The organism is Streptomyces sp. NPDC007875 (assembly GCF_042868035.1).
Lineage (GTDB): Bacteria > Actinomycetota > Actinomycetes > Streptomycetales > Streptomycetaceae > Streptomyces > Streptomyces antimycoticus.
This window is the reverse complement of the sequence record NZ_JBIADZ010000022.1, coordinates 102,919-123,102: the sequence shown is the minus strand read 5'-3', so window position 1 is coordinate 123,102 and position 20,184 is coordinate 102,919. Positions and strand designations below refer to the sequence as shown.

At 72.2% G+C, this 20,184-nt stretch carries 21 protein-coding genes; 7 read left to right on the top strand and 14 right to left on the bottom strand.

Features of this window, described 5'->3' with window-relative positions; genetic code table 11:
• Positions 1 to 25 precede the first annotated feature (25 nt).
• The 3 genes from ACFYOY_RS35270 to ACFYOY_RS35260 all read left to right on the top strand — a co-directional run bounded on the left by ACFYOY_RS35270 (position 26) and on the right by ACFYOY_RS35260 (position 1,468).
• Positions 26 to 409, top strand: coding sequence for a hypothetical protein (locus ACFYOY_RS35270; protein WP_388591516.1), 384 nt, complete (start codon positions 26 to 28; stop codon positions 407 to 409).
• Positions 410 to 479: 70 nt separating this feature from the next.
• Positions 480 to 1,112, top strand: coding sequence for a SigE family RNA polymerase sigma factor (locus tag ACFYOY_RS35265; RefSeq protein ID WP_388591515.1), 633 nt, complete (start codon positions 480 to 482; stop codon positions 1,110 to 1,112).
• The gene (locus tag ACFYOY_RS35260; RefSeq protein WP_351888898.1) at positions 1,109 to 1,468 is read left to right on the top strand and encodes a hypothetical protein; all 360 of its coding nucleotides are present in this window, start codon (positions 1,109 to 1,111) and stop codon (positions 1,466 to 1,468) included. The genes ACFYOY_RS35265 and ACFYOY_RS35260 overlap by 4 nt, the downstream gene beginning before the upstream one ends.
• Positions 1,469 to 1,712: 244 nt before the next feature.
• Here ACFYOY_RS35260 and ACFYOY_RS35255 read toward each other — a convergent pair whose 3' ends face one another.
• From ACFYOY_RS35255 to ACFYOY_RS35205, 11 genes are all read right to left on the bottom strand, one after another.
• A complete protein-coding gene (locus ACFYOY_RS35255; RefSeq protein ID WP_351888904.1) occupies positions 1,713 to 2,543 on the bottom strand; it encodes a sugar phosphate isomerase/epimerase family protein in 831 nt (276 codons plus the stop codon).
• On the bottom strand, positions 2,540 to 3,709 hold the full coding sequence (locus ACFYOY_RS35250; protein WP_351888909.1) for a dihydrodipicolinate synthase family protein: 1,170 nt from the start codon (positions 3,707 to 3,709) through the stop codon (positions 2,540 to 2,542). Before ACFYOY_RS35250 ends, ACFYOY_RS35255 begins: the two co-directional genes overlap by 4 nt.
• The gene (locus ACFYOY_RS35245) at positions 3,706 to 4,866 is read right to left on the bottom strand and encodes a Gfo/Idh/MocA family protein (RefSeq protein ID WP_388591512.1); all 1,161 of its coding nucleotides are present in this window, start codon (positions 4,864 to 4,866) and stop codon (positions 3,706 to 3,708) included. The genes ACFYOY_RS35250 and ACFYOY_RS35245 overlap by 4 nt, the downstream gene beginning before the upstream one ends.
• Before the next feature lie 117 nt (positions 4,867 to 4,983).
• Positions 4,984 to 6,780 (bottom strand): hypothetical protein, encoded by a 1,797-nt coding sequence (locus ACFYOY_RS35240; protein ID WP_351888919.1) that lies wholly within the window; start codon positions 6,778 to 6,780, stop codon positions 4,984 to 4,986.
• Positions 6,781 to 6,799: 19 nt separating this feature from the next.
• Positions 6,800 to 7,384: a hypothetical protein gene (locus ACFYOY_RS35235; RefSeq protein ID WP_351888924.1), complete on the bottom strand. Its 585-nt coding sequence runs from the start codon at positions 7,382 to 7,384 to the stop codon at positions 6,800 to 6,802.
• A 6-nt stretch (positions 7,385 to 7,390) separates the two neighbouring features.
• Positions 7,391 to 8,272, bottom strand: a complete 882-nt coding sequence (locus tag ACFYOY_RS35230) for a carbohydrate ABC transporter permease (RefSeq protein WP_351888929.1) — start codon at positions 8,270 to 8,272, stop codon at positions 7,391 to 7,393.
• Positions 8,269 to 9,231 (bottom strand): sugar ABC transporter permease, encoded by a 963-nt coding sequence (locus ACFYOY_RS35225; protein ID WP_351888935.1) that lies wholly within the window; start codon positions 9,229 to 9,231, stop codon positions 8,269 to 8,271. The genes ACFYOY_RS35230 and ACFYOY_RS35225 overlap by 4 nt, the downstream gene beginning before the upstream one ends.
• Positions 9,228 to 10,517, bottom strand: a complete 1,290-nt coding sequence (locus tag ACFYOY_RS35220) for an ABC transporter substrate-binding protein (RefSeq protein ID WP_388591509.1) — start codon at positions 10,515 to 10,517, stop codon at positions 9,228 to 9,230. The genes ACFYOY_RS35225 and ACFYOY_RS35220 overlap by 4 nt, the downstream gene beginning before the upstream one ends.
• Before the next feature lie 69 nt (positions 10,518 to 10,586).
• Complete coding sequence (locus ACFYOY_RS35215; RefSeq protein ID WP_351888948.1) at positions 10,587 to 11,345, bottom strand: cupin; 759 nt, start codon at positions 11,343 to 11,345, stop codon at positions 10,587 to 10,589.
• Positions 11,346 to 11,350: 5 nt separating this feature from the next.
• On the bottom strand, positions 11,351 to 12,325 hold the full coding sequence (locus ACFYOY_RS35210; RefSeq protein ID WP_351888953.1) for a PmoA family protein: 975 nt from the start codon (positions 12,323 to 12,325) through the stop codon (positions 11,351 to 11,353).
• A 7-nt stretch (positions 12,326 to 12,332) separates the two neighbouring features.
• On the bottom strand, positions 12,333 to 13,490 hold the full coding sequence (locus ACFYOY_RS35205) for a Gfo/Idh/MocA family oxidoreductase (protein WP_351888958.1): 1,158 nt from the start codon (positions 13,488 to 13,490) through the stop codon (positions 12,333 to 12,335).
• 183 nt (positions 13,491 to 13,673) lie between these two features.
• Here ACFYOY_RS35205 and ACFYOY_RS35200 point away from each other — a divergent pair, with 183 nt between their 5' ends.
• Complete coding sequence (locus ACFYOY_RS35200; protein ID WP_351888964.1) at positions 13,674 to 14,723, top strand: LacI family DNA-binding transcriptional regulator; 1,050 nt, start codon at positions 13,674 to 13,676, stop codon at positions 14,721 to 14,723.
• Between the two features lie 44 nt (positions 14,724 to 14,767).
• Here ACFYOY_RS35200 and ACFYOY_RS35195 read toward each other — a convergent pair whose 3' ends face one another.
• The 3 genes from ACFYOY_RS35195 to ACFYOY_RS35185 all read right to left on the bottom strand — a co-directional run bounded on the left by ACFYOY_RS35195 (position 14,768) and on the right by ACFYOY_RS35185 (position 17,045).
• Positions 14,768 to 15,058 carry a hypothetical protein gene (locus ACFYOY_RS35195; RefSeq protein ID WP_351888967.1) on the bottom strand — a complete coding sequence of 97 codons (291 nt, stop codon included), beginning with the start codon at positions 15,056 to 15,058 and terminating at the stop codon, positions 14,768 to 14,770.
• On the bottom strand, positions 15,055 to 15,648 hold the full coding sequence (locus ACFYOY_RS35190; protein ID WP_351888973.1) for a hypothetical protein: 594 nt from the start codon (positions 15,646 to 15,648) through the stop codon (positions 15,055 to 15,057). Before ACFYOY_RS35190 ends, ACFYOY_RS35195 begins: the two co-directional genes overlap by 4 nt.
• Positions 15,649 to 15,821: 173 nt before the next feature.
• Complete coding sequence (locus ACFYOY_RS35185) at positions 15,822 to 17,045, bottom strand: helix-turn-helix domain-containing protein (RefSeq protein ID WP_388591505.1); 1,224 nt, start codon at positions 17,043 to 17,045, stop codon at positions 15,822 to 15,824.
• A gap of 253 nt (positions 17,046 to 17,298) precedes the next feature.
• On the opposite strand from ACFYOY_RS35185, the gene ACFYOY_RS35180 reads away from it, so the two are divergent.
• From ACFYOY_RS35180 to ACFYOY_RS35170, 3 genes are all read left to right on the top strand, one after another.
• Positions 17,299 to 18,249 carry a helix-turn-helix domain-containing GNAT family N-acetyltransferase gene (locus ACFYOY_RS35180; protein ID WP_351888983.1) on the top strand — a complete coding sequence of 317 codons (951 nt, stop codon included), beginning with the start codon at positions 17,299 to 17,301 and terminating at the stop codon, positions 18,247 to 18,249.
• Between the two features lie 306 nt (positions 18,250 to 18,555).
• Positions 18,556 to 18,783 carry a hypothetical protein gene (locus ACFYOY_RS35175; RefSeq protein WP_351888989.1) on the top strand — a complete coding sequence of 76 codons (228 nt, stop codon included), beginning with the start codon at positions 18,556 to 18,558 and terminating at the stop codon, positions 18,781 to 18,783.
• Between the two features lie 237 nt (positions 18,784 to 19,020).
• The gene (locus ACFYOY_RS35170) at positions 19,021 to 20,166 is read left to right on the top strand and encodes a class I SAM-dependent methyltransferase (protein WP_351889946.1); all 1,146 of its coding nucleotides are present in this window, start codon (positions 19,021 to 19,023) and stop codon (positions 20,164 to 20,166) included.
• The last annotated feature ends 18 nt before the right edge of the window (positions 20,167 to 20,184 follow it).

Below are 20,184 nucleotides of genomic sequence, written 5' to 3'. Positions count from 1 at the left end.
TCAATCCTTCCGGGAGTCGTTCCGTATGCAGCACGACCGTGCCAAGAAGCCCAACCGCCGTCTGCGCCCCTGGATCCTGGGGTCGGCCGCCGGCATCGCCCTGATCGTGGGCGGGGGCATCGCCGCTCAGGCGGCCACCGGCGACCACTCCGGCCCGGCGAAGCCGGCCCCGGCGGCAACCTCGAAGCCCGCGCCCACCAAGCCCGCGCCCACCGAGCCGCCCACCAGCAAGCCCGAACCCACGAAGCCGGCGCCCACCCCGCCCTCCACCAGCCTGCCGGAGCCGACCAAGCCGGCGCCCACCGAGCCGCCCACCAGCGCGCCCGAGCCGACCAAGCCCGCGCCCACCAAGCCGCCCACCAGCGCACCGGAGCCCACCAAGCCCGCGCCCACCAAGGCCGGTCGCTAGCCGCAACCACGGATGGGGCGGGGCCGGTTCCGGAGCCGGCCCCGCCCCACCGATGAGGTGAACGAGGACGATGCAGCTCACTCTTGGCCTGCCCTGGTGGACCCGGCTGCTCCGCCGCGCCCGGACGACCGCCTCGACGCCGCCGGTGGAGCGGGGGCGCGCCGGGCGGCGGCAGCGGGCGCTGAGGCCGGTGGGCGGCCGGGGCGACGGGGAGCCCGGCCCCACGCTGGCCGATCTGTACCAGGCCCGGCGGCTGGACATGATCCGGCTGGCGGTCTTCCTGGTGGACGACCTGCACACCGCCGAGGACGTGGTCCAGGACGCCTTCGCCGCGGTCTGCCGCCGGCACGGCTCACGGCTGGACAGCCTCCAGGACGCGCACGCCTATCTGCACACCGCCGTGGTCAACGCCGCCCGCTCGGTGCTGCGCCGACGGCGTACGGCGCGCGCCTACACCCCGCCGTACCAGGGGCCGGGAGCGCCCGTGGACGAGCCGCTGCTGCTCGCCGAGGAACACCGGCAGGTCCTCGACGCGCTGGCCGAACTCACCGCCCGCCAGCGCGAGGTGCTGGTGCTGCGCTACTGGTCGGAGCTGACCGAGGCCCAGATAGCCGAAACGCTGGGCGTCTCCCGAGGCACCGTGAAGTCGACCGCGAGCCGTGCGCTCGTCACTCTGGAAAAGCTGCTGGAGGCGGCCCGATGAGCACTCCCCCACCCGTCGAGGAACGGTTGCGCGCCGCGCTCGACGCCCGTGCGCGGCTCATCGACGCCCACGAGCTGTCCCCGTACCGGCCGCCCACCGGCCCGGCCTGGGGCACCCGGCGGATCCGGCGGGTCGTGTCCGCCGTCGCCGTGGCGGCGGCAGCGGCAGCTGCCGTGACCTTCCTGCTGCTGTCCGGCTCCCCCGAGGACAACCGCCCGGCCCCGCCCGCCCGCGACCCCCGCACCTCCCCTCCGGCCACCTCGGTCCCCTCGTCCAACACGGGGACTCCGACCCGGCCCTCCCCCACCTCACCGCCCGGAACCCCGACCTCGACCTCCGCCGCCACCCAACGCTGACGCGGTCGCCTCTCATGGGTCTCGTCCCGACCAGCCCGCGGGCACCAGGCGACCCGCTCCGACGTGCCCACTCGTGGCAAAAAGCGCCACCGGCGAGAGCGGCGGCGATGCCGGCCCGGCGTGACCCGGGCGCGGGGCGCGGACGTCCGACGTCGGATCGCGCCCGCGCGGCGGTGCCCCCGGCCCAGGTCGGTGGCGGACGTCGGATGTCGGAGGACCAGGTAGCGATAGCGGACGGCGGGTGTCAGAGGACCAGGTCGCGGTAGCGGTCCGCGACCTCCGCCAGGACCTCCGCGCCGTCCCGGGCCCAGAGGTCCGGGTTGAAGATCTCCACCTCGATCGGGCCGGTGTAGCCCGTGGCGTCGACCTGTTCGCGGAACCAGCGGAAGTCGACCGATCCGTCGCCGAGTTGGCCCCGGCCCAGGAGGACGCCCTCCGGGAGGGGCGTGATCCAGTCGGCGAGCTGGAAGGCGGCGATGCGGCCGCCCGCGCCCGCGCGGGCGATCTGGGCGGCCACGGTGTCGTCCCACCACAGGTGGTAGGTGTCCACGATCACCCCCACCTGGTCCGCCGGGAAGCGCTCGGCCAGGTCGAGGGCCTGGGCGAGGGTGGAGACCACGCAGCGGTCGGAGGCGTACATGGGGTGCAGGGGCTCGATGGCCAGGCGGACGCCGTGGTCGGCGGCGTACGGGGCCAGCTCGCCCAGTGCGTCGGCGATGCGCTCGCGGGCGGCGAAGAGGTCGCGGCTGCCGGGCGGGAGGCCGCCGGAGACCAGGACGAGGGTGTCGGTGCCCAGGGTGGCGGCCTCGTCGATGGCCTTACGGTTGTCGGCAAGTGCCGTGGCGCGTGCCTCGGGCTCGATCGCGGTGAAGAAGCCGCCCCGGCACAGGCTGGTGACGGTCAGGCCCGCGCCCCGCACCAGCTCGGCGGCCGCCTCCACGCCGTACTTCTGGACCGGCTCGCGCCACAGGCCCACGCCCGTGACGCCCGCCTTGACGCAGCCCTCCGCCAGCTCGGGCAGCGACCACTGCTTGATCGTTTCCTGGTTGAGGCTCAGCCGGGACAAGGCGCTCATCGGGTGACTCCGTACACGGACAGCAGGTCTTTCATCCGGGATTCCGCCAGCGCCGGGTCCGGGAACAGGCCCAGCCCGTCCGCCAGTTCGTACGCCCGCGCCAGATGCGGCAGCGAACGGGCCGACTGGAGGCCGCCGACCATCGTGAAGTGCGTCTGGTGGCCCGCCAGCCAGGCCAGCAGCACCACGCCCGTCTTGTAGTAGCGGGTCGGGGTCTGGAAGAGGTGGCGGGAGAGTTCCACCGTCGGGTCCAGCAGGGCCCGGAAGGCGGCGGCGTCACCCGTGTCCAGCCTGCGCACGGCCTCGGCCGCCAGCGGGCCCAGCGGGTCGAAGATGCCGAGCAGGGCGTGGCTGAAGCCCCGGTCGTCGCCCTCGATCAGCTCGGGGTAGTGGAAGTCGTCGCCCGTGTAGCAGCGCACCCCGTCCGGCAGTTTGCGCCGCAGGTCGATCTCGCGCTGGGCGTCCAGCAGGGAGACCTTGATGCCGTCGACCTTGTCGGGGTGGGCGGCGATCACGTCGAGGAAGGTACGGGTGGCGGCGTCCAGGTCGGTACTGCCCCAGTAGCCCTCCAGCGCCGGGTCGAACATCGGGCCCAGCCAGTGCAGGATCACCGGCTCGGCGGACTGGCGGAGCAGATGGCCGTAGACCTCGAGATAGTCCTCGGGGCCCTTGGCCACGGCGCACAGGGCGCGCGAGGCCATCAGGATGGCCTGTGCGCCGGACTCCTCGCAGACGGCCAGCTGTTCCTCGTAGGCGGCCCGGACCTCGGCCACGCTGTAGGGGTAGCCGATCTCGGTGGTGGAGAGCTGGTCGGTGCCGACGCCACAGGCGATCCGGCCACCGACCGCCTTCGCCTCGGCCGCCGAGCGGCGGATCAGCTCGGCGGCGCCCGCCCAGTCCAGGCCCATGCCGCGCTGGGCGGTGTCCATGGCCTCGGCCACGCCCAGCCCGTGCGACCACAGGTGACGGCGGAAGGCCAGGGTGGCGTCCCAGTCGACGGCGGCCGGGCTGTCGGGGGTCACATCGGCGTACGGGTCGGCCACCACATGGGCGGCCGAGAAGACGACGCGGGAGGTGAAGGGGGCCCCGGGGGTGAGCGACAGCGGCTCGGTGCGGGGTTCGTAGGGGCGGTTCGTGCCGCCCGGCGCGGGGAGGTGGACGGTCACAGGCTCAGCTCCGGTACGTCGAGGCGGCGGCCCTCGGCCGACGACTTCAGGCCCAGCTCGGCGAGCTGGACGCCGCGCGCCCCGGCCAGCAGGTCCCAGCGCCAGGGCTCGTCGAGCGCGACATGGCGCAGGAAGAGCTCCCACTGTGCCTTGAAGCCGTTGTCGAACTCCTCGTTGTCCGGCACCTCCTGCCACTGGTCGCGGAAGGACTCGGTGGCGGGCAGATCGGGGTTCCAGACCGGCTTGGGGGTGGCCGAGCGGTGCTGGGCGCGGCAGTTGCGCAGCCCCGCGACGGCCGACCCCTCGGTGCCGTCGACCTGGAACTCGACCAGCTCGTCGCGGTTGACCCGGACCGCCCAGGAGGAGTTGATCTGGGCGATGGCGCCGCCCTCGAGCTGGAAGACGCCGTAGGCCGCGTCATCGGCGGTGGCCTCGTACGGCTTGCCCTGCTCGTCCCAGCGGGTCGGGATGTGGGTGGTGGCCTGCGCCTGGACGGTGCGCACGGCGCCGAACAGCTCGTGCAGCACGTACTCCCAGTGCGGGAACATGTCGACGACGATGCCGCCGCCGTCCTGGGACCGGTAGTTCCAGGAGGGCCGCTGGGCGCTCTGCCAGTCGCCCTCGAAGACCCAGTAGCCGAACTCGCCGCGCACGGAGAGGATCCTGCCGAAGAAACCGCCGTCGATGAGCCGCTTGAGCTTCAGCAGCCCCGGCAGGAAGATCTTGTCCTGGACGACCCCGTGCTTGACGCCCGCCGCCTCGGCGAGCCGGGCCAGCTCCAGGGCGCCCGCCAGTCCGGTGGCGGTCGGCTTCTCGGTGTAGATGTGCTTGCCCGCCGCGACGGCCTTCTTGATGGCCTCCTCGCGGGCGGCGGTGACCTGGGCGTCGAAGTAGATGTCGACGCGGTCGTCCGCGAGCACGGCGTCCAGATCGGTCGAGACGTCCGCGACCGGGTCGAGGCCGTGGCGTTCGGCCATCTCCTTGAGCACGTGCTCCCGGCGGCCGACGAGCAGCGGCTCGGGCCACAGCACGGTGCCGTCGCCGAGGTCCAGGCCGCCCTGTTCGCGAAGGGCGAGGAGAGAGCGGACGAGGTGCTGGCGGTAGCCCATCCGGCCGGTCACACCGTTCATGGCGATCCGCACTGTCTTGCGTGTCACGTGGGTTCTTCTCCTCACCGCGAGTAACAGTAAGCGCTTTCTAAGCACTAACGCTAACCGCCCCGCCCCGCCCCTGTACAGAGCGAACACGGAGGCGAACGCGGGACAGTCAGCGCTTCAGCGCAGCGTCAGCCGATAGCGCAGGGGCGAACGCCCGGTGATCAGGACCCGCTGTCCCGCCGGGGTCAGATCGCCGCCCATCCAGCTGTAGCGCTCGCCGGAGTCCACGACGGCGGGCTGGCGCGGGCCGCTGCCGTTGCCGGGCCCGAAGGTGATCACGTCGCCGCCCGCCGCATACGTCCCGTACCCCTTGACCAGCTGATACGTGTCCTTCTGGCCGGGCACGGAGTCGACCCCGGTCAGCTTTCCGCCGCTGCGGAAGCACAGTTCGAGGGCGAACGGGACCTCGGACTCGCCGATCTCGACGTCCAGGTTCCAGCCGCCGTCGGCCGCCGCGATCCGCACCTCGGTGCGCAGGGTGCGCCACTCCTTGGGGCGGTGCGGAAAGTCCATCGCGGACCAGAACCGGCCGTCGTCCGTCAGCGGATACCGCCCGTCGGGACGGCGGTGCTGGGGCGGCAGCGGCAGATGATATCCGGCCCGCACCTCGGCCCACAGCCGCCAGCCGTCCGCCGTGGCCTCCACGTCCTCGGCCCGGAAGTGGCCGAGCGAGAAGAACTGCGGGGACAGCCGGAGCGAGTCCAGGATGGCCGCGCCCTTGCGCCACTTGAAGAACGTCGGGTTGGTGGACAGGCCCGAGGAGATCGCGTGGACGTCGGGGAAGTCGGTGCCGCCGAAGACGGTGGTCCGGGTGTCCCCCTTCGCGATCCGCACCAGCCCGCAGTCCCGGTCGTGGAAGGTGAACTCCCCGGGCGCCCCGGTGGCCTTGGGCAGCGGCGCCGCCAGCTCCGGATGGTCCAGCACCTCGGCCAGGAAGTCCCCGAGCGGGGTCTCGTCGAAGGTCTGGTCCGCCCCGCGCCGCTGGATGGTGGCGGCGACGGCGGCGAACCGCCCGTCCCGCTCCCGCAGCGCCAGCGCACGGAACTGCAGCCAGTACTCGGACAGATGCTTGAGGGTCTTCTGGTCCTGGCGGCGCGAATGCACCGTCTCCACCTCGCCGCCTGGCTCCAGGAGGTAAAGGGTGGCTTCCAGGTTGCGGCGCACGGGGTCGTACAGCCGCGGGCGCTCGGTGAGCCGGGCGAGGGTCAGCAGCGACGGGTTGGTGACGATGGGCGCGTAGGTGGCGCTGCGCTCGCTGTACTGGCCGCTGTCGTACTGGTCGATGCCCTCGGCCAGCCAGGCGTCGATACGGCGGGTGTAGCGCGCGTCGGGCCAGAAGGAGTTGATCCGGGCCAGCGCGGCGCACACCTTCCAACGGTGGTTGGGCGTGTGCACCCCGCCGGTGGACAGGCCCTTGCCCGCCTTGAGCAGGACCGTCTTCAAAGTGGCGCGGATCGCCCGGGTGCCGGTGTGCCCGTCCGCGTCCAGCAGGCCGTACACCAGGCCCAGATCGACGATCGAGAAGGCGGTGTCCGGGGGCGAGTGGACCGCGCCCTGGTCGTAGAGGCCGTCGTCGAACTGGGCGGCGGCCAGCGCGGCCACGAGCCGGGTCATCGGCGCGATCAGCGCGCCGTCGTGGTGGTGGGCGGCGTCGCCCCACACGTGGACGGAGGTGAGCAGCCGCAGACTCCGGGCGGCGGGGCGGGCCTGGCCGAGGTTGTTCAACTGGTCGAGGACCGCGTCGAGCCCGTCCACGACCTCGGCCACCCGGGCGTCGGCCGCCTCGGTGAGCAGGGCCAGGAACGGCTTGTCGACCCGGCCCGCGGCCGAGGCGGCCCCCGGAGCGCCGACGGCCAGCAGCCCGCCCGCGACGGCGGTCCCGGCGAGGAAGTGACGGCGGGGCAGGGGTGTCATAGGTGGTGCTCCGTGGCTCTCATAGATGGTGCTCCGTGGCTCTGGCGGCGATCGCGAGGGGGCCGGGGACGAGGAAGAGCAGCGGCGGATAGGCCCAGGCGCAGACCGCGGCGGTGGCGACGGCCAGCAGCAGCACGGCGCTCGCCCGGGGCCTGCGCACGCTGTCGTACGCCGCCGAGCGCAGCGCGGTACGCCAGCTCGTCGCCGACTCGGGGCGGGCGCAGGCCCGCAGATAGACGACGGCGAGCAGTCCGGCCACGGCGAGCAGTGCGGGCCGGAAGACCACCGCGCCCGGCAGCCCCGCGCCCGCCGCGAGCGCGTTGAACAGCAGCAGGACGCCGCCGGCCAGCACCCCCGCCCCGGCCAGCAGATCGCCGGTGCGCAGCCGTTGTCGCAGCGCGCGGAGGTAGCCGCCCGCCGTGGTGGGCGCGTCCTGGCGCACCCGCCGGTCCAGGACCGCGCAGGCCGTGGACATGGCGGCCGGGGCGGTGATCAGCGGCAGCGAGGCGGCAGCCGCGGCCAGGCCCACCGCCAGGACGTCGGCGAAAAGCGCGAAGCGCGGGCCGAACAGCTCGCCGGGCTCACGTTTGGTGGCGGTGTCCATGGCCGGTCACCCCTTCAGTCCGGAGCTGGCCATGCCCTCGACCAGGAACCGCTGGAACGCGAGGAAGAAGAGCACGATGGGCAGCAGCGCGAACACCGACATCGCGAACATCGGGCCGAAGGCCGACTGGCTGGAGGCGTCCACGAAGGACCGCAGGGCCAGGGTCAGGGTGAACTTCTCCGGCTCGAAGAGATAGATGAGCTGGGTGAAGAAGTCGTTCCAGGTCCAGATGAAGGTGAAGATCGCGGTGGTGATCAGCGCGGGCCGGGTCAGCGGCAGGATGACGCTGAAGAACGAGCGGAAGGGCCCGCAGCCGTCGATCCGCGCCGCCTCCTCCAGCTCACGCGGCAGTCCGCGCATGAACTGCACGATGAGGAAGACGAAGAAGGCGTCGGTGGCCAGGAACTTCGGCAGGATCATCGGCCAGTACGTGTTCACCATGCCGAGCTGGTTGAAGATGATGTACTGCGGAATGAGGATGGCGTGGTGCGGCAGCATGATCGTCGCGATCATGAACGCGAAGAGCGGACCGCGCATCTTGAACCGCAGCCGCGCGAAGGCGTACGCGGCGAGCGAGCAGCTGATGACGTTGCCGAGCACCGCACCGCACGCGATGAGCAGCGAGTTCCACAGCAGCCGTCCGACGCTGACCTCGTTCACCCCGTCCAGGGCGGTGGAGTAGTTGCTCCATTCGAAGTGGCTGGGCAGCAGCTTGAGGCTGGCGATGACCTCGTCGGCGGGCTTGAACGAGGTCGCCAGCAGCCAGGCCAGCGGATAGAGCATCACCAGCAGCACGGCGATCAGGCAGGCGTGCAGCGCGATCCGGCCCGCGGGCCGCCGCCGCGCCGCCGGGGTGACCGGGGCGGTGGAGATCGGGGCGGTGGTCATCGGCCCCCCTCGGTGTTGTCGTTGGCGTAGAAGACCCAGGCCCGGGAGGTCCGGAAGAGCACCGCGGTGACGACGCCGATGGCCAGCAGCAGCGCCCAGGCCATGGCGGAGGCGTAGCCCATATGGGAGGCGGTGAAGCCGCGGTCGTAGAGGTAGAGCGTGTAGACCAGCGTGGAGTCGGCGGGTCCGCCCTTGCCCGCGCTGACCGCGAAGGCGGGGGTGAAGACCTGGAACGCCTGGATCATCTGGAGCACCAGGTTGAAGAAGAGCACCGGGGAGAGCATCGGGATGGTGATGGAGCGGAACTGCCGCCACCAGGAGGCCCCGTCGACCGCCGCGGCCTCGTACAGCTCCACGGGTATCTGCTGAAGCCCGGCCAGGAAGATCACCATGGGGGCGCCGAACTGCCAGATGGTCAGCAGCGCGACCGACAGGATGGCCCAGCCCGGCTTGTTGATCCAGCCGCCGATGTCGATGCCCATGCCGGAGAGCAGATTGTCCACCGAGCCGCCGTCGTTGAAGATCGCCCGCCAGACCAGGGCGATGGACATCGACGCGCCGAGCAGCGAGGGCGCGTAGAACGCCGAGCGGTAGAAGCCCTTGCCGCGCTTGACCGACTTCAGCGCGATGGCGACGGCGAGCGCCATGGCGAGCTGCAGCGGCACCGCGATCACGACATACGTCAGGGTCGTGATGACCGACCGCCAGTAGCGGGGGTCCTCGGTGAACATCTGCGTGTAGTTGCGGAAGCCGATCCACTGGGGCGCGTCGAACATGTCGTAGTCGGTGAACGACAGATACAGGGACACGGCCATGGGCAGCAGGGTCAGCACGGCGGCGCCGAGCACCCATGGGGACAGGAACACCCAGGCGGCCCCCTGCCGCTCGCGCTTCGGCGCCCGCTTGCCGCCGGTGGCGGGGGGCGCGGCGTCCTGGGGGCGGGTCGCGGTCGCGGTCATTGCCTCAGCTCCGCCTTCGCCTCGGTGATGTAGTTCTCCGCCGCCTCGCGCGGCGACATGCGCTCGTAGCTGACCTGGTCGTAGTCGCGCGAGAAGGTGGACTGCAGGGAGGTGTCACCCTTGGGCGGCGCGGGCGGCGGGTCCTTCAGCTTGCCCTCGAACTGCTTCTGGTAGGTGGAGATGACCTGGTCGAAGCCCTCCAGCTTGGGCAGGACGCCCTCCCGGAGGGCGTCGTTGGCCGGGATGCCGCGGGAGGCGCCGAGGATGGCGCCGGCTTCCTTGTCGTTGAGCAGGAAGTCGATGAACTGGGCCGCCTGCTTGGGGTGTCCGGTCTTGGCCGAGGCGCCGAAGAACATGGACGGTTTGAAGTACTGCCCGGGGGTGCCGTCCTCGCCGACCGGGAACGGTGCCAGCTTCAGCCCCTCGCCGACGATGGCCGAATAGCCGCTGACGGGGGCGTCCCAGTTGAAGTCGGAGACGGACTTCAGCCGGCCCAGCGGGGTGTTCTCCACCGTCCCGTCCATCTGGGTGGTCTGCTCGGCGGACGAGACCGCGCCCTCCTTACGGAGCTTCGTGCACCACTCCCAGTAACGCGTCAGATCGTCGGCGGTGAAGCCGAGCTTCTCGTCCTTGGTGTAGAGGGACTTGCCCCGGCTGCGCAGCCAGATCTCGAAGACGTCCTCGCTCTGGCCCGGGTCGGTGGAGCCGACCCGCCCCTTCGTCGCCGGGGACGCCGCCAGCTTGCGCATCGCGTCGGCCCAGTCGTTCCAGGTCCAGGTCAGGGTGGGGGCGGGGACGCCCGCCTTGCGCCACAGCGTGGCGTCGTACGCCATCGTCTCGGTGCCGCGGGCCACCGGGAGCGCGTACTGCTTGCCGTCCACCACCCCGGTGGCCAGCAGCCCCTTGTCGATCTCCGAGGTGCGCAGCTCGGGGTGTTTGCCGAGGTTCAGCAGGATGCCGGAGGTGGCGTACTGGTTGATCTGCCGGTAGTCCAGCTGCATCACATCGGGGGCGTCGCCGCCCGCCGCCTGCGTGGCCAGCTTCGCCTTGTAGGTGTCGAAGCCCGCGAAGGACGTGCTGATGTCGATGTCGGGGTGGCGCTTCTCGAAGAGCGCCACGGCCTCTTCGGTGCGGGCGGCCCGGTCGGGGTTTCCCCACCAGGTGAACCGCAGGCTGACCTTGCCGCCCGAGCCGCCGCCGCCGTCGCCGCCGCAGCCCGTGAGGGTCCCCCCGAGCGTGAGCACGAGAGCCAGGGCGCAGGACGCCGTTGTCCTGTTTCTGCGCATACCGGAGCCGACCTCCCTCCTGAATTGTCCGTTGAGCGTATGAGCGTGCGTGGTGGTGTTCTACGGCGACTACTCGCCGTAGTACGGGAGAGTGACACCGGGCAGTTCGTACTCGTCCCGGCGGCCGCACATGCCGTAGCCGCCCCGGCGACTGGGCCCGGTCGCGGTGACCCGCGCCTCGGCCAGATGCGAGGGGTCGCCCGCGGCGAGCGCGGCGAGCTGCTCTCCGGTGCGCCGCGCGGCGGCGAGCGCCCCGTCCCGCCAGCGCGGCTCCCACTCCTTCACCTTGGGCCCGGCGATCCGCACCGCCGCCTCGTGGAAGGCGCGCAGCGGTCCGTCGTCGCCCTTCTCGGCGGCGGCCCGCAGCGTCAGATAGCCCTCGATCGCCAGGTCCCGGCGGCGCCGGGCGGCCGCGTCGGCCTCCGGCCCCTCCTTGGCGGGCAGCGCGGCGGCCGCCGCGTACCGCTCGGGGTCGGCCAGCACCTCGGGCGGGAAGGTGAAGACGGCGTCCCCGGCCTCCGGCAGCCCGCTGTTCTGCATCAGCACGGTCACCTTGAGGCCGCCGCCCTGCACCATCCGGTGCACCGTGCCGGGGGTGAACCACACCACCGCGCCCGGCTCCAGCGGGGTCTCGGTGAAGCCGTCCCCGACGGTCAGCGTCTGCACGGCGCCGCGTCCGGCGGTGACCACATACGCCTCGGTGCAGGCCAGATGGAGATGGGGGCTGCCGCCGCACACCCCGTCGGCGGCCTCCCACTCGTACGCGCTGATGTGGGACATCCCCACGCCACCGGGCAGCGGGGCGAACATCTCGGACGACTGGGCCATCCCGCTCACCACCCGTGGTTCTTGAGGTAGCCCTCGGCGCGCGCCCGGTCCCAGGCGCCGTCGGCGACCACCACCCGGTAGCGGTAGCCGAAGGACTCCCCCGGCGGAAGCTCGAACTCCTCGAAGAACGCCCAGGAGGGGGCGACCGAGGGGATCGGCTCGGAGCGCACGAACCAGTGGGAGGCGTGGATCGCGGCCGTGTCGTCGAGGTTTTCCGGCGCGTGCGCGAACAGCAGCGTGGAGTGCCCGTCCACGCCGTCGTGCTCACCGGTGAACGCGACCCAGGGAGCCTCGGCGGCCGGGGTGCCCATCAGGTCCGAGGCGCCCTTCTCGCCCTCGCCCCCGCGCCCGTCCGGGCCGATCACGTCGCCGCCGGTGAAGTCGCGCGGGCCGCGCCAGTTGAGCCCGGTGTACCCGGCCATCTCCCGGCCGGCGGTGGTCGGGGAGCCGAAGTGCAGGGCCTCGCCGCGGATGTTGGTGAGCTGGATGGACCAGTCCAGGGCCCAGGTGCCCTCCTCCGGTTCCACCGAGTGGAGTTCGATGGTGCGCACCTCGCGCGCCCACTCCTGGCCGCCGCTGTGTTGTACAGAAGGATTGGCGACCCACGTGAGGGTCTCCACGAAGCGCAGCCGGTCGTCCGCGACCGCGAACTCCTCGAAGCCGTCGTGGCGCATCGAACCGACGCGCTCCTCGACGTGCTGGTAGCCCTGCTCGGGGCCGAGGTAGGAGTTGCCGCCCCAGAAGTTCTGGCCGGACAGATGGCTGGAGGTCATCTGCAGGCCCTTGTGCCAGCGGTGGTCACTGGGCCGGTAGCCGGAGACCGCGTTTCCGGCGAGGGTGCGCAGCGGGTGGGCGTAGGGCTTACGGGCCTCGAAGGCTTCCGGGTCGGGCCGGTAGACGTAGGCCATCAGCTCGACGCCGCCGGAGGCGACCGAGATCTGTTCGCCGTGGGTGTGGGTGACGGTGATGCGCTGGGTCATGGCGGCCTCAGCTCTCCTTGGTGGTGGCGGTCGCTGCCTTCGGCGCCCAGTCGGGGTGGTCGCCGTGCATGGCGTCGTAGTACGGGTCACCGGGCACGATCTCGCCCGCGCGCACCGGCTGCCCGGTGAAGGCCGCCTTGTAGAGCGCGGCGATGAACTCGAGGGTGCGGCGGGCGTCCTGGCCGCTGCCGGGCGGCCGTACGCCGTCGCGCATCGCGTCCAGCAGCCCGGACAGCTGGGCCCCGTGCGAGCTGGGCAGATCGGCGGCCGGGGTGCGCCAGCGCTGCTGCCGGGCGGGCTCGTCACGGACGTGCGGGGCGGGGGTGTAGACCCAGTCGTCGTTGCGGTGGCCGTAGAGGTGGGTCAGCTCGACGGTGGCGTCCGCGCAGTCGATACGGATCCGGCTGACCTCGTCCGGGGAGAGCACACTGTTGACGACGGTGGCCATGGTGCCGTTCGCGAACCGCACCAGCGCGGTGGACACGTCCTCGCTCTCCACCGCGTGGATCAGCCGTCCGGCCATGCCGCGGACCTCCGTCCAGTCGCCGAGGAGATGGAGCAGCAGATCCATCTGGTGGATGCCGTGGCCCATGGAGGGGCCGCCGCCCTCGGTCTCCCAGCGGCCGCGCCACGGCACCGCGTAATAGGCGGTGTCGCGGTGCCAGGTGGTCTGGCAGTGGGCCACCAGCGGCTGCCCCAGGGCGCCCTCGGCCAGGAGCTCGCGGGCGTGGACGGCGCCCGAGCCGTAGCGGTGCTGGAAGACCACCGAGGCGTACGGGCCGCCCGCCTCCCGCTCGGCCGCGGCTATCTCGTCGTACTCGGCGAGCGAGAGGCACAGCGGCTTCTCGCACAGCACCCAGGCGCCGGCCTTCAGCGCGGCCACCGTCTGCTCGCGGTGCAGGGAGGGCGGGGTGCCGATGAGGACCAGGTCGGGGCGCTCGGCCTCCAGCATGGCCGCCACATCGGGGTAGCCGGTGACGGCGAAGACGCCCCCCTCGGCCGCCGTGGCGCGGAAGGCGTCGAGCCGATCGGCGGCCACGTCGACGGCGGCGACGAGGTCCACACGGTCGGCGTGATCACGTAGTGCGGGCAAATGGCTGCCGGTGACGATGGCTCCGGTGCCGACCACTGCGGCACGGATACGGGCGGTGGCTGCTGCGGCCATGGGCTGAGGCTCCTCGCCGGGGGTAAGCGCTTGCTGGGGAGGACCCTAGGCATGGTCCGGATGACAGGACAAGACCCTGGACGGCAGAATCGCGCCGCTCATGGAGTGAGAGCATGGGGGCGCCAACCAGTGCGCGCGGTGTCCCAGAAGGTGACCATCGGGTGACCATCCAACGGAGGAAACATGGCAGTGACCCTGGCCGATGTGGCGGCACGGGCTCGGGTCTCGGCGGCCACCGTGTCGCGCGTCCTGAGTGGCAACTACCCCGTCGCGGAGTCGACCCGGACCCGGGTGCTGCGCGCAGTCGATGAGCTGGAGTACGTGGTCAACGGTCCGGCAAGCGCTCTCGCCGCCGCCACCTCCGATCTGGTCGGGGTACTCGTCAACGACATCGCGGACCCCTTCTTCGGCATCATGGCGGGCGCCGTACAGGCCGAGATGGGCGCACCGGCGGGCGAACCGGGCCGGAGCGCCGAGAAGCTCGCGGTCATCTGCAACACCGGTGGTTCGCCCGAGCGCGAGCTGAACTACCTCACCCTGCTGCAGCGGCAGCGCGCCGCCGCCGTCGTGCTCACCGGGGGCGCGGTCGAGCACCCCGACCACGCCGCCGCCGTGGCCACCAAGGCGTCGCGGCTGGCCGCGTCCGGCACCCGGGTGGTGCTGTGCGGCCGCCCGCCGATCGAGGACGCGACCACCCTCACCTTCGACAACCGCGGCGGCGCCCGCCGCCTCACCGAACATCTGCTGACCCTCGGCCACCGCCGCATCGGCTATGTGGCGGGCCCCGCCGAGCGCACCACGACCCGCCACCGGCTGGAGGGCCACCGGGCGGCGCTCAGCGCCGCCCGAGAGGACCAGGACATGGAGCGGCTGACCGTGCACGGCCTGTACGACCGGGCCTCCGGCTATGACGCGACCCTCGAACTGCTGCGCCGCGACCGGGGGTTGACGGCCATAGTCGCCGCCAACGACACCATCGCGCTCGGCGTCTGCGCCGCCCTGCGCGACCAGGGCCTGCGCATCCCCGAGGACGTCTCGGTCGCGGGCTTCGACGACCTTCCCTTCAGCGCGGACGCGGTCCCTGCCCTCACCACGATGCGACTGCCCCTGCACGAGGCGGGCGCCCGGGCCGGGCGCCTGGCCCTGGGCCGCGAGCCGCAGCCGCCGGGCGGGGTGGCGATGGTCCGCGCCGAACTGATGGCGCGCGCCTCGACGGCCCCGCCACGCGGCTGAGCAATGCACTCCGTGCGGGGCGGGTCTCCTCGGTACGAGGCCGGCTATGCGCCGGTCCGCTGGCGGGGCGCGCGGATCACCGGGTGGTCGCCGTCCGGCGGGGTGGGGCGCTGTGCGGTGCGGGCCGTCTCGCACGACGGGGCACAGACGTACAGCCGGTACGTCTCGGTGACGCTGCCGTAGTCCACCTCCACCGTGCAGATCGGCCGGTCCGCGTAGAGGCGTGCCGCGCACAGGGCGCAGTTCCAGCCCTGGAGCTGGCCGAAGACCCACTTCCGGCCCGGGGTCCGCAGTTCCGCTATCCGCTCCCGCTCGGTGCGCTCGTCCTCCGTCACCGGGTGTGCCCCCGTTCGCGGGCGCGGCGCATGGCGGCGGCCTCGGCGACCGGGTCGCGCCGGTGGGCCAGGGCGTGGGTCGGGCAGGCGTACACCGTGCGGCCGGGTCCGCTGCCGCCGTGCTGGACGTCGACGATGACGGGCTCGTCGGTGGGCAGCTCGCAGCGGTAGCAGGTCTGGCGCCCCTGTGGGAGGGGGCCGAGTTCGACGCGGTCGGCCTCGGCCAGCGCTCCCCACAGCTTCCAGGCGTCGGTCAGGTAGTGGTCGACCGAGAGCGGCACGCGCCAATGGGTGCCTGGCCGCGTGGTCCAGGAGTTGGGCGGCACGCCGAGGTAGCTGCACTCGTCCGCCAGCTCGGTCAGGACCCGCACCTGCCGCAGATGCCAGCTCGTGGCCGAGCCCACCGCGACGAGCCAGTACAGGGTGCCGTACTTGTCCTGGATGACGGCGCCGTTCTCGTCGCCGAGGAGCTTTAAGGCACGTTCCCCGACGGTCGGCGCGGCCCGTACGGCATCCCACCACTTGCCTGCGGGTAACGCCTGGACATCCATGGCGGGCGGCGGTGTCCACGGTAAGGCTCTGGTCGTCATGTCGGGCTCCCCTGCTGATCTGCGAGGGGCGGCGCCGAACAGGTTCCTGGCGGGAGCAAGGGTCGACGCCGCCGCGATGTGGATCACGCTAGGTGTGCGTGCGATCACAGCCCAGTGACGAAGCGCATCAGGCGCTGGCCCAATGCCGGAGCAAGTACGACGTCACGTCCTAGTCAGAGAGCGGGCTCAACCCCCAGTCGGGCGGCCAGCCCCCGGAGCCGGGTGTTCCGCCGCCTCTCCTCCTCGCGCATCTCCAAGACCGTGGCCCGCGCGAGCATCTGATACCGGATCCATTCGGGCTGGTCGGCTTCCACTTCCAGCAGCGTGTCCAGCGCTCCCTCGTTGTCGCCCATCTGATATTGAGCCTGGGCCACGTCCAACCGGTGGGCGGCCAGGTGCACCGGGCGCTTGATCAAATCGCGGCGCACATCCTCGGAGGCTTCCAGCGCCTTCTCCGGCTCGGGCTCGCTGCCCGCCATGACGACGTTGACGATCTGCGTCTTGACGTCGACCGGAGAGAAGGCAGTGCCGTAGGTGCGCACGGCCCCGGACCGGACAGCCGCAGCCTCGGCGAAGTTGAGGTACTGATCGGCGTCGGCCTTGCGATCCTGGCGCGCGGCAGGCGTGGCCGCCGCCACCAGCAGGTTGCCGTACACCGCGTATTGAGCGCTCGTGCCGCGCCGCATGGACGGCTCCAGCGCGTCCGCCTTCCGCTCGGCGACCGACTGCGCCTCCTCCCACCGGCCCTGCCGCAGCAGCACCCACGACAGCGTGGAGACGCCCATCCCCTCCATCAGCGGATCGGACGCGCGCTGGGCTGCCTGCAACTGCTTCGCCACGGCCTCGAAAGCCCAGTCGACATGACCAGCCTGCGTCGCGAGGCTGGCCGCAAGCTGGTACGAGAGCGCGAGCTGGTTCCAGACCTGTTCGGCGAGCGAGCCGGTCGCCTCCCGGGCCACGGCACGCCCGTCACGGAGCAGAAGCGGCAGCGAGCCGGCGAGCTCGCTGTACCCGCCTTCCCAGTAGAGCGTGGTGGCCGCCCGGACCTGACGCATCCAGTCGTCTGCCGCAGGCGGATCCTCGTCGAGATCGTCGGCAGATACACCCGGCAGGGCGCTGATGTCCTGGATGGCGTCACGCAAGGCGATCAGCCCGCCGTCGTCGTCAGGGAGTTCTGTGGTCACGGTGGGCTGTCCCAGTAGTCGATCCAGCTCGGTATCGAGGGCCCTCGCCAACTTCCGGAGAGTGCCCAGGCGCGCCGACTGCCGGACGTTCTGCTCCAGCTTCCGGATGGTGTCGACGTGAACGCCCGACCGTTCCGCCAGCTCTTCCTGGGTGACGTCGCGGTAGCGCCGGAGTTCGCCGAGGCGGTCACCGATGGACTTGCTGCTCATCATCTGTCCCCCCACCGGAAGGTCTTTCGGTCACGGTACGCCCGGAGAGGGGAGCCGTGGGAGCCCAGCAGGCGTGGGGCACCCGAAGGAGCCTCTCGCCCGCCCCGCAGGCCGGGACGAACTCGAAGCGCGTTGGCGTTGCGGTCGCCACCGACATCTGCCTCCCCCGGGAGAGGACCCCCCTCTTCCCAAATACTTGATCTGGCGCAACTATGAGATCAAGCGAAATCGACACAGGGGTACGGAGGGGTGCCTGATGGGCCCGCGCGACAATCTCGATCTGGCCGTGGACGAGGTCCGCGACTTCAACCGGATGTACACCCGCCTGATCGGCGTCCTCGACTACCCCGGGCAGCTCAACACCCCGTACACGCTGAGCGAGGCCCGCATCCTCTACGAGCTGGCGCGGCGGGAGCGCACCCATGTCTCGGCCCTCCGGGAGCACCTCGGCGTCACCGCCGCGCATCTGAGCCGGACGCTGAGCCGGTTCGAGGAGCGGGGCCTGGTGACGCGCGAGCGCCACCAGCGCGACGCCCGCTTCCAGGAGGTGCTGCTCACCGCCGAGGGCCGGGCGGCGGCGGAGGATCTGGACCGGCGGTCGCGCGAGGCGGTGACCAGGCTGCTGGCCAAGGTCCCCCGGAACGAGCTGGGGCGGCTGCGGGAGGCGCTGGCGACCGCGCGGCACGCGCTCACCGGTCCGGCCGAGCCCGAGGTGCGGCTGCGCGGGTTGGAGCCGGGCGACCTGGGCTGGATCGTGCAGCGCCACGGCGCCGTATACGCCCGGGAGTTCGGGTGGAACACCGAGTTCGAGGCCCTGGTGGCCCGGATCGTCGGGGAGTTCGGCGCGGGCCATGACCCGGCCCGTGAGCGGGCGTGGATCGCGGAGCTCGACGGCCGCCCCGTCGGGTCGGTGATGTGCGTCCGGGACGAGCGGCCCGATACGGCCCGGCTGCGGCTGCTGCTCGTCGAACCGGAGGCGCGGGGGCGGCGGCTCGGCGAGCGGCTGGTCGGCACGTGCGTCGACTTCGCACGCGCGGCGGGCTACCGCGATCTCGTGCTGTGGACCAATGACGTCCTGACCTCCGCCCGCCGGATCTACGAGGGGGCCGGGTTCGAGCTGATCGCCGAGAAGCCGCACCGCGGCTATGGCTCGCCCCTGGTCGGGCAGGACTGGCGGCTCGCGCTCCAGGGCTCGGCGCACGGCTGACGGCCTGCGGTCCGGGGGATGCGCCGTACGCGGCCAAGCGGACCTGGTGAAGTCGGGCGCGGTTCAGCAGCGCCGCCAAGGGGCGCGGGGAACTGCGCGACCAGCCACGACGGCGCCGCGGACGAACGACGGCACGCGTCATGGCACATCCGGCGGAGCGCTGAGCACAACATGCTGTGCCGCAGATCAGCGAAGACACCAGGCCGCGCTCGCCAAACTCCCACCCTCCGGACCCCGTAGAACGTCGGGGCGATCCTCGATCAGGCCACCCTGCTGCCCGATCTCCATGCCGCGCTCTACCGTGCCGTGGCCAAGCTGCCGGACGTCCGCGTCGTGGAGAACGTCAAGGACGGCGCGGGCCGGACCGGGATCGGCCTCACATATGCCCACCGCACGAAGCCTTCCAGGACCACGAGCGGGTATTGGGTCTTCGACTCGAAGAGCCTGGTCTACCTCGGGACGGACACGAGCGCACTCCTGGACGCCGCCGTCACCGATGAGAAGGGCAAGGTGACAGCGGCCGGCGCGTCCTGAGCCGCCCCGAGCCGGCCGTCAAGCAGCCAACCGGCGTCCCCTCCGACGGGTGCCCTTCCCGGCCGCACAGGTGACGAGGCGTCACCTCGACCGGAAATCCGCTCGCGCGGGCGGGCCCCGTACGGGAAGGATCGGCGCATACGCAGGCCCGTACAGCACGCGGACATCGCACGAGGAACGTCCACACGACGCACCCGTGCGGCGCGTCGGAACGGCACAAGAGCAAAGGGTGTACCCCTGAGTACCCAGCAGGTCATCGAGTGGACCGAGGACGGCCGGACCCGGACCGCCCACTGGCGCTCCGAGAACGGCGCGCCGCCGCCCCGGCGGATCGAGGTGGCGGACGACCGGATGCCCGTCGCCACCGCCCTCCGCCTCGCCTGCGAGGGCACCGCGCTGCTGTGGCGCGGCGACTACCAGGGCGCCCGTCAGCTGCTGACGGCGCTGGCGCGCCGGATCGACCGCGGCCCACGCCGGGCCAAGGAGCGGCGGGGCCCGGCGGCGTCACCGGCCGAGGCGTTCCACCGGCACCGCCAGGCGCAGTCCCGGCGGGCCCGGCTGCTGGGCATGCTGCTGGTGCCGCTGGACCCGGACTTCGGCATTCCGCTGCGCCGGGCGCCGGACGTACGGCAGGCGTGCGCCGAGGCGTACGGCCCGGCGAGCGGGCACCCGTCGGTGATCTCGCTGCCGGAGTTACTCGGGCTGATCGGCGCGCATGAGTGGCGCCGTAAGGGCGTCAAGGTGCCGGCGCTGGGCGGGGACCGCATCCATCCGCACTACGGGGTCTTCTCGCCGGTGCGCGGCGAGTACGTCGACCTGGTGGCCGAGGCCCCGCTGCCCACGCACGAACTGGCCTTCGACATCGGCACCGGAACCGGCGTCCTGGCCGCCGTCCTCGCCCGGCGCGGCATCCAGCGGGTGGTGGCCACCGACCAGGACGCGCGGGCGCTGGGGTGCGCCCGCGAGAACGCGGCCCGCCTGGGCCTGTCCGATCGGGTCGAGGTGGTCGAGGCCGACCTCTACCCGCCGGGCCGCGCCCCGCTGGTCGTCTGCAACCCGCCCTGGGTCCCGGCCCGGCCCTCCTCACCACTCGAATACGCGGTCTACGACCCGTCCAGCCGTATGCTGCGCGGCTTCCTGAACGGGCTGGCCGGGCATCTGACCCCCGGCGGCGAGGGCTGGCTGATCCTCTCCGACCTCGCCGAACACCTCGGCCTGCGGCCACGCGCCGAACTCCTGGCCGCCTTCGCCACGGCGGGCCTGACGGTCGCGGACCGCCTGGACATCCGCCCCACCCACCCCCGAGCCTCCGACCCCACCGACCCCCTCCACACGGCCCGCGCGGCGGAGGTCACATCGCTGTGGCGCCTGAAGGCGGGCTGAGCGAGCGCCACCGCATGC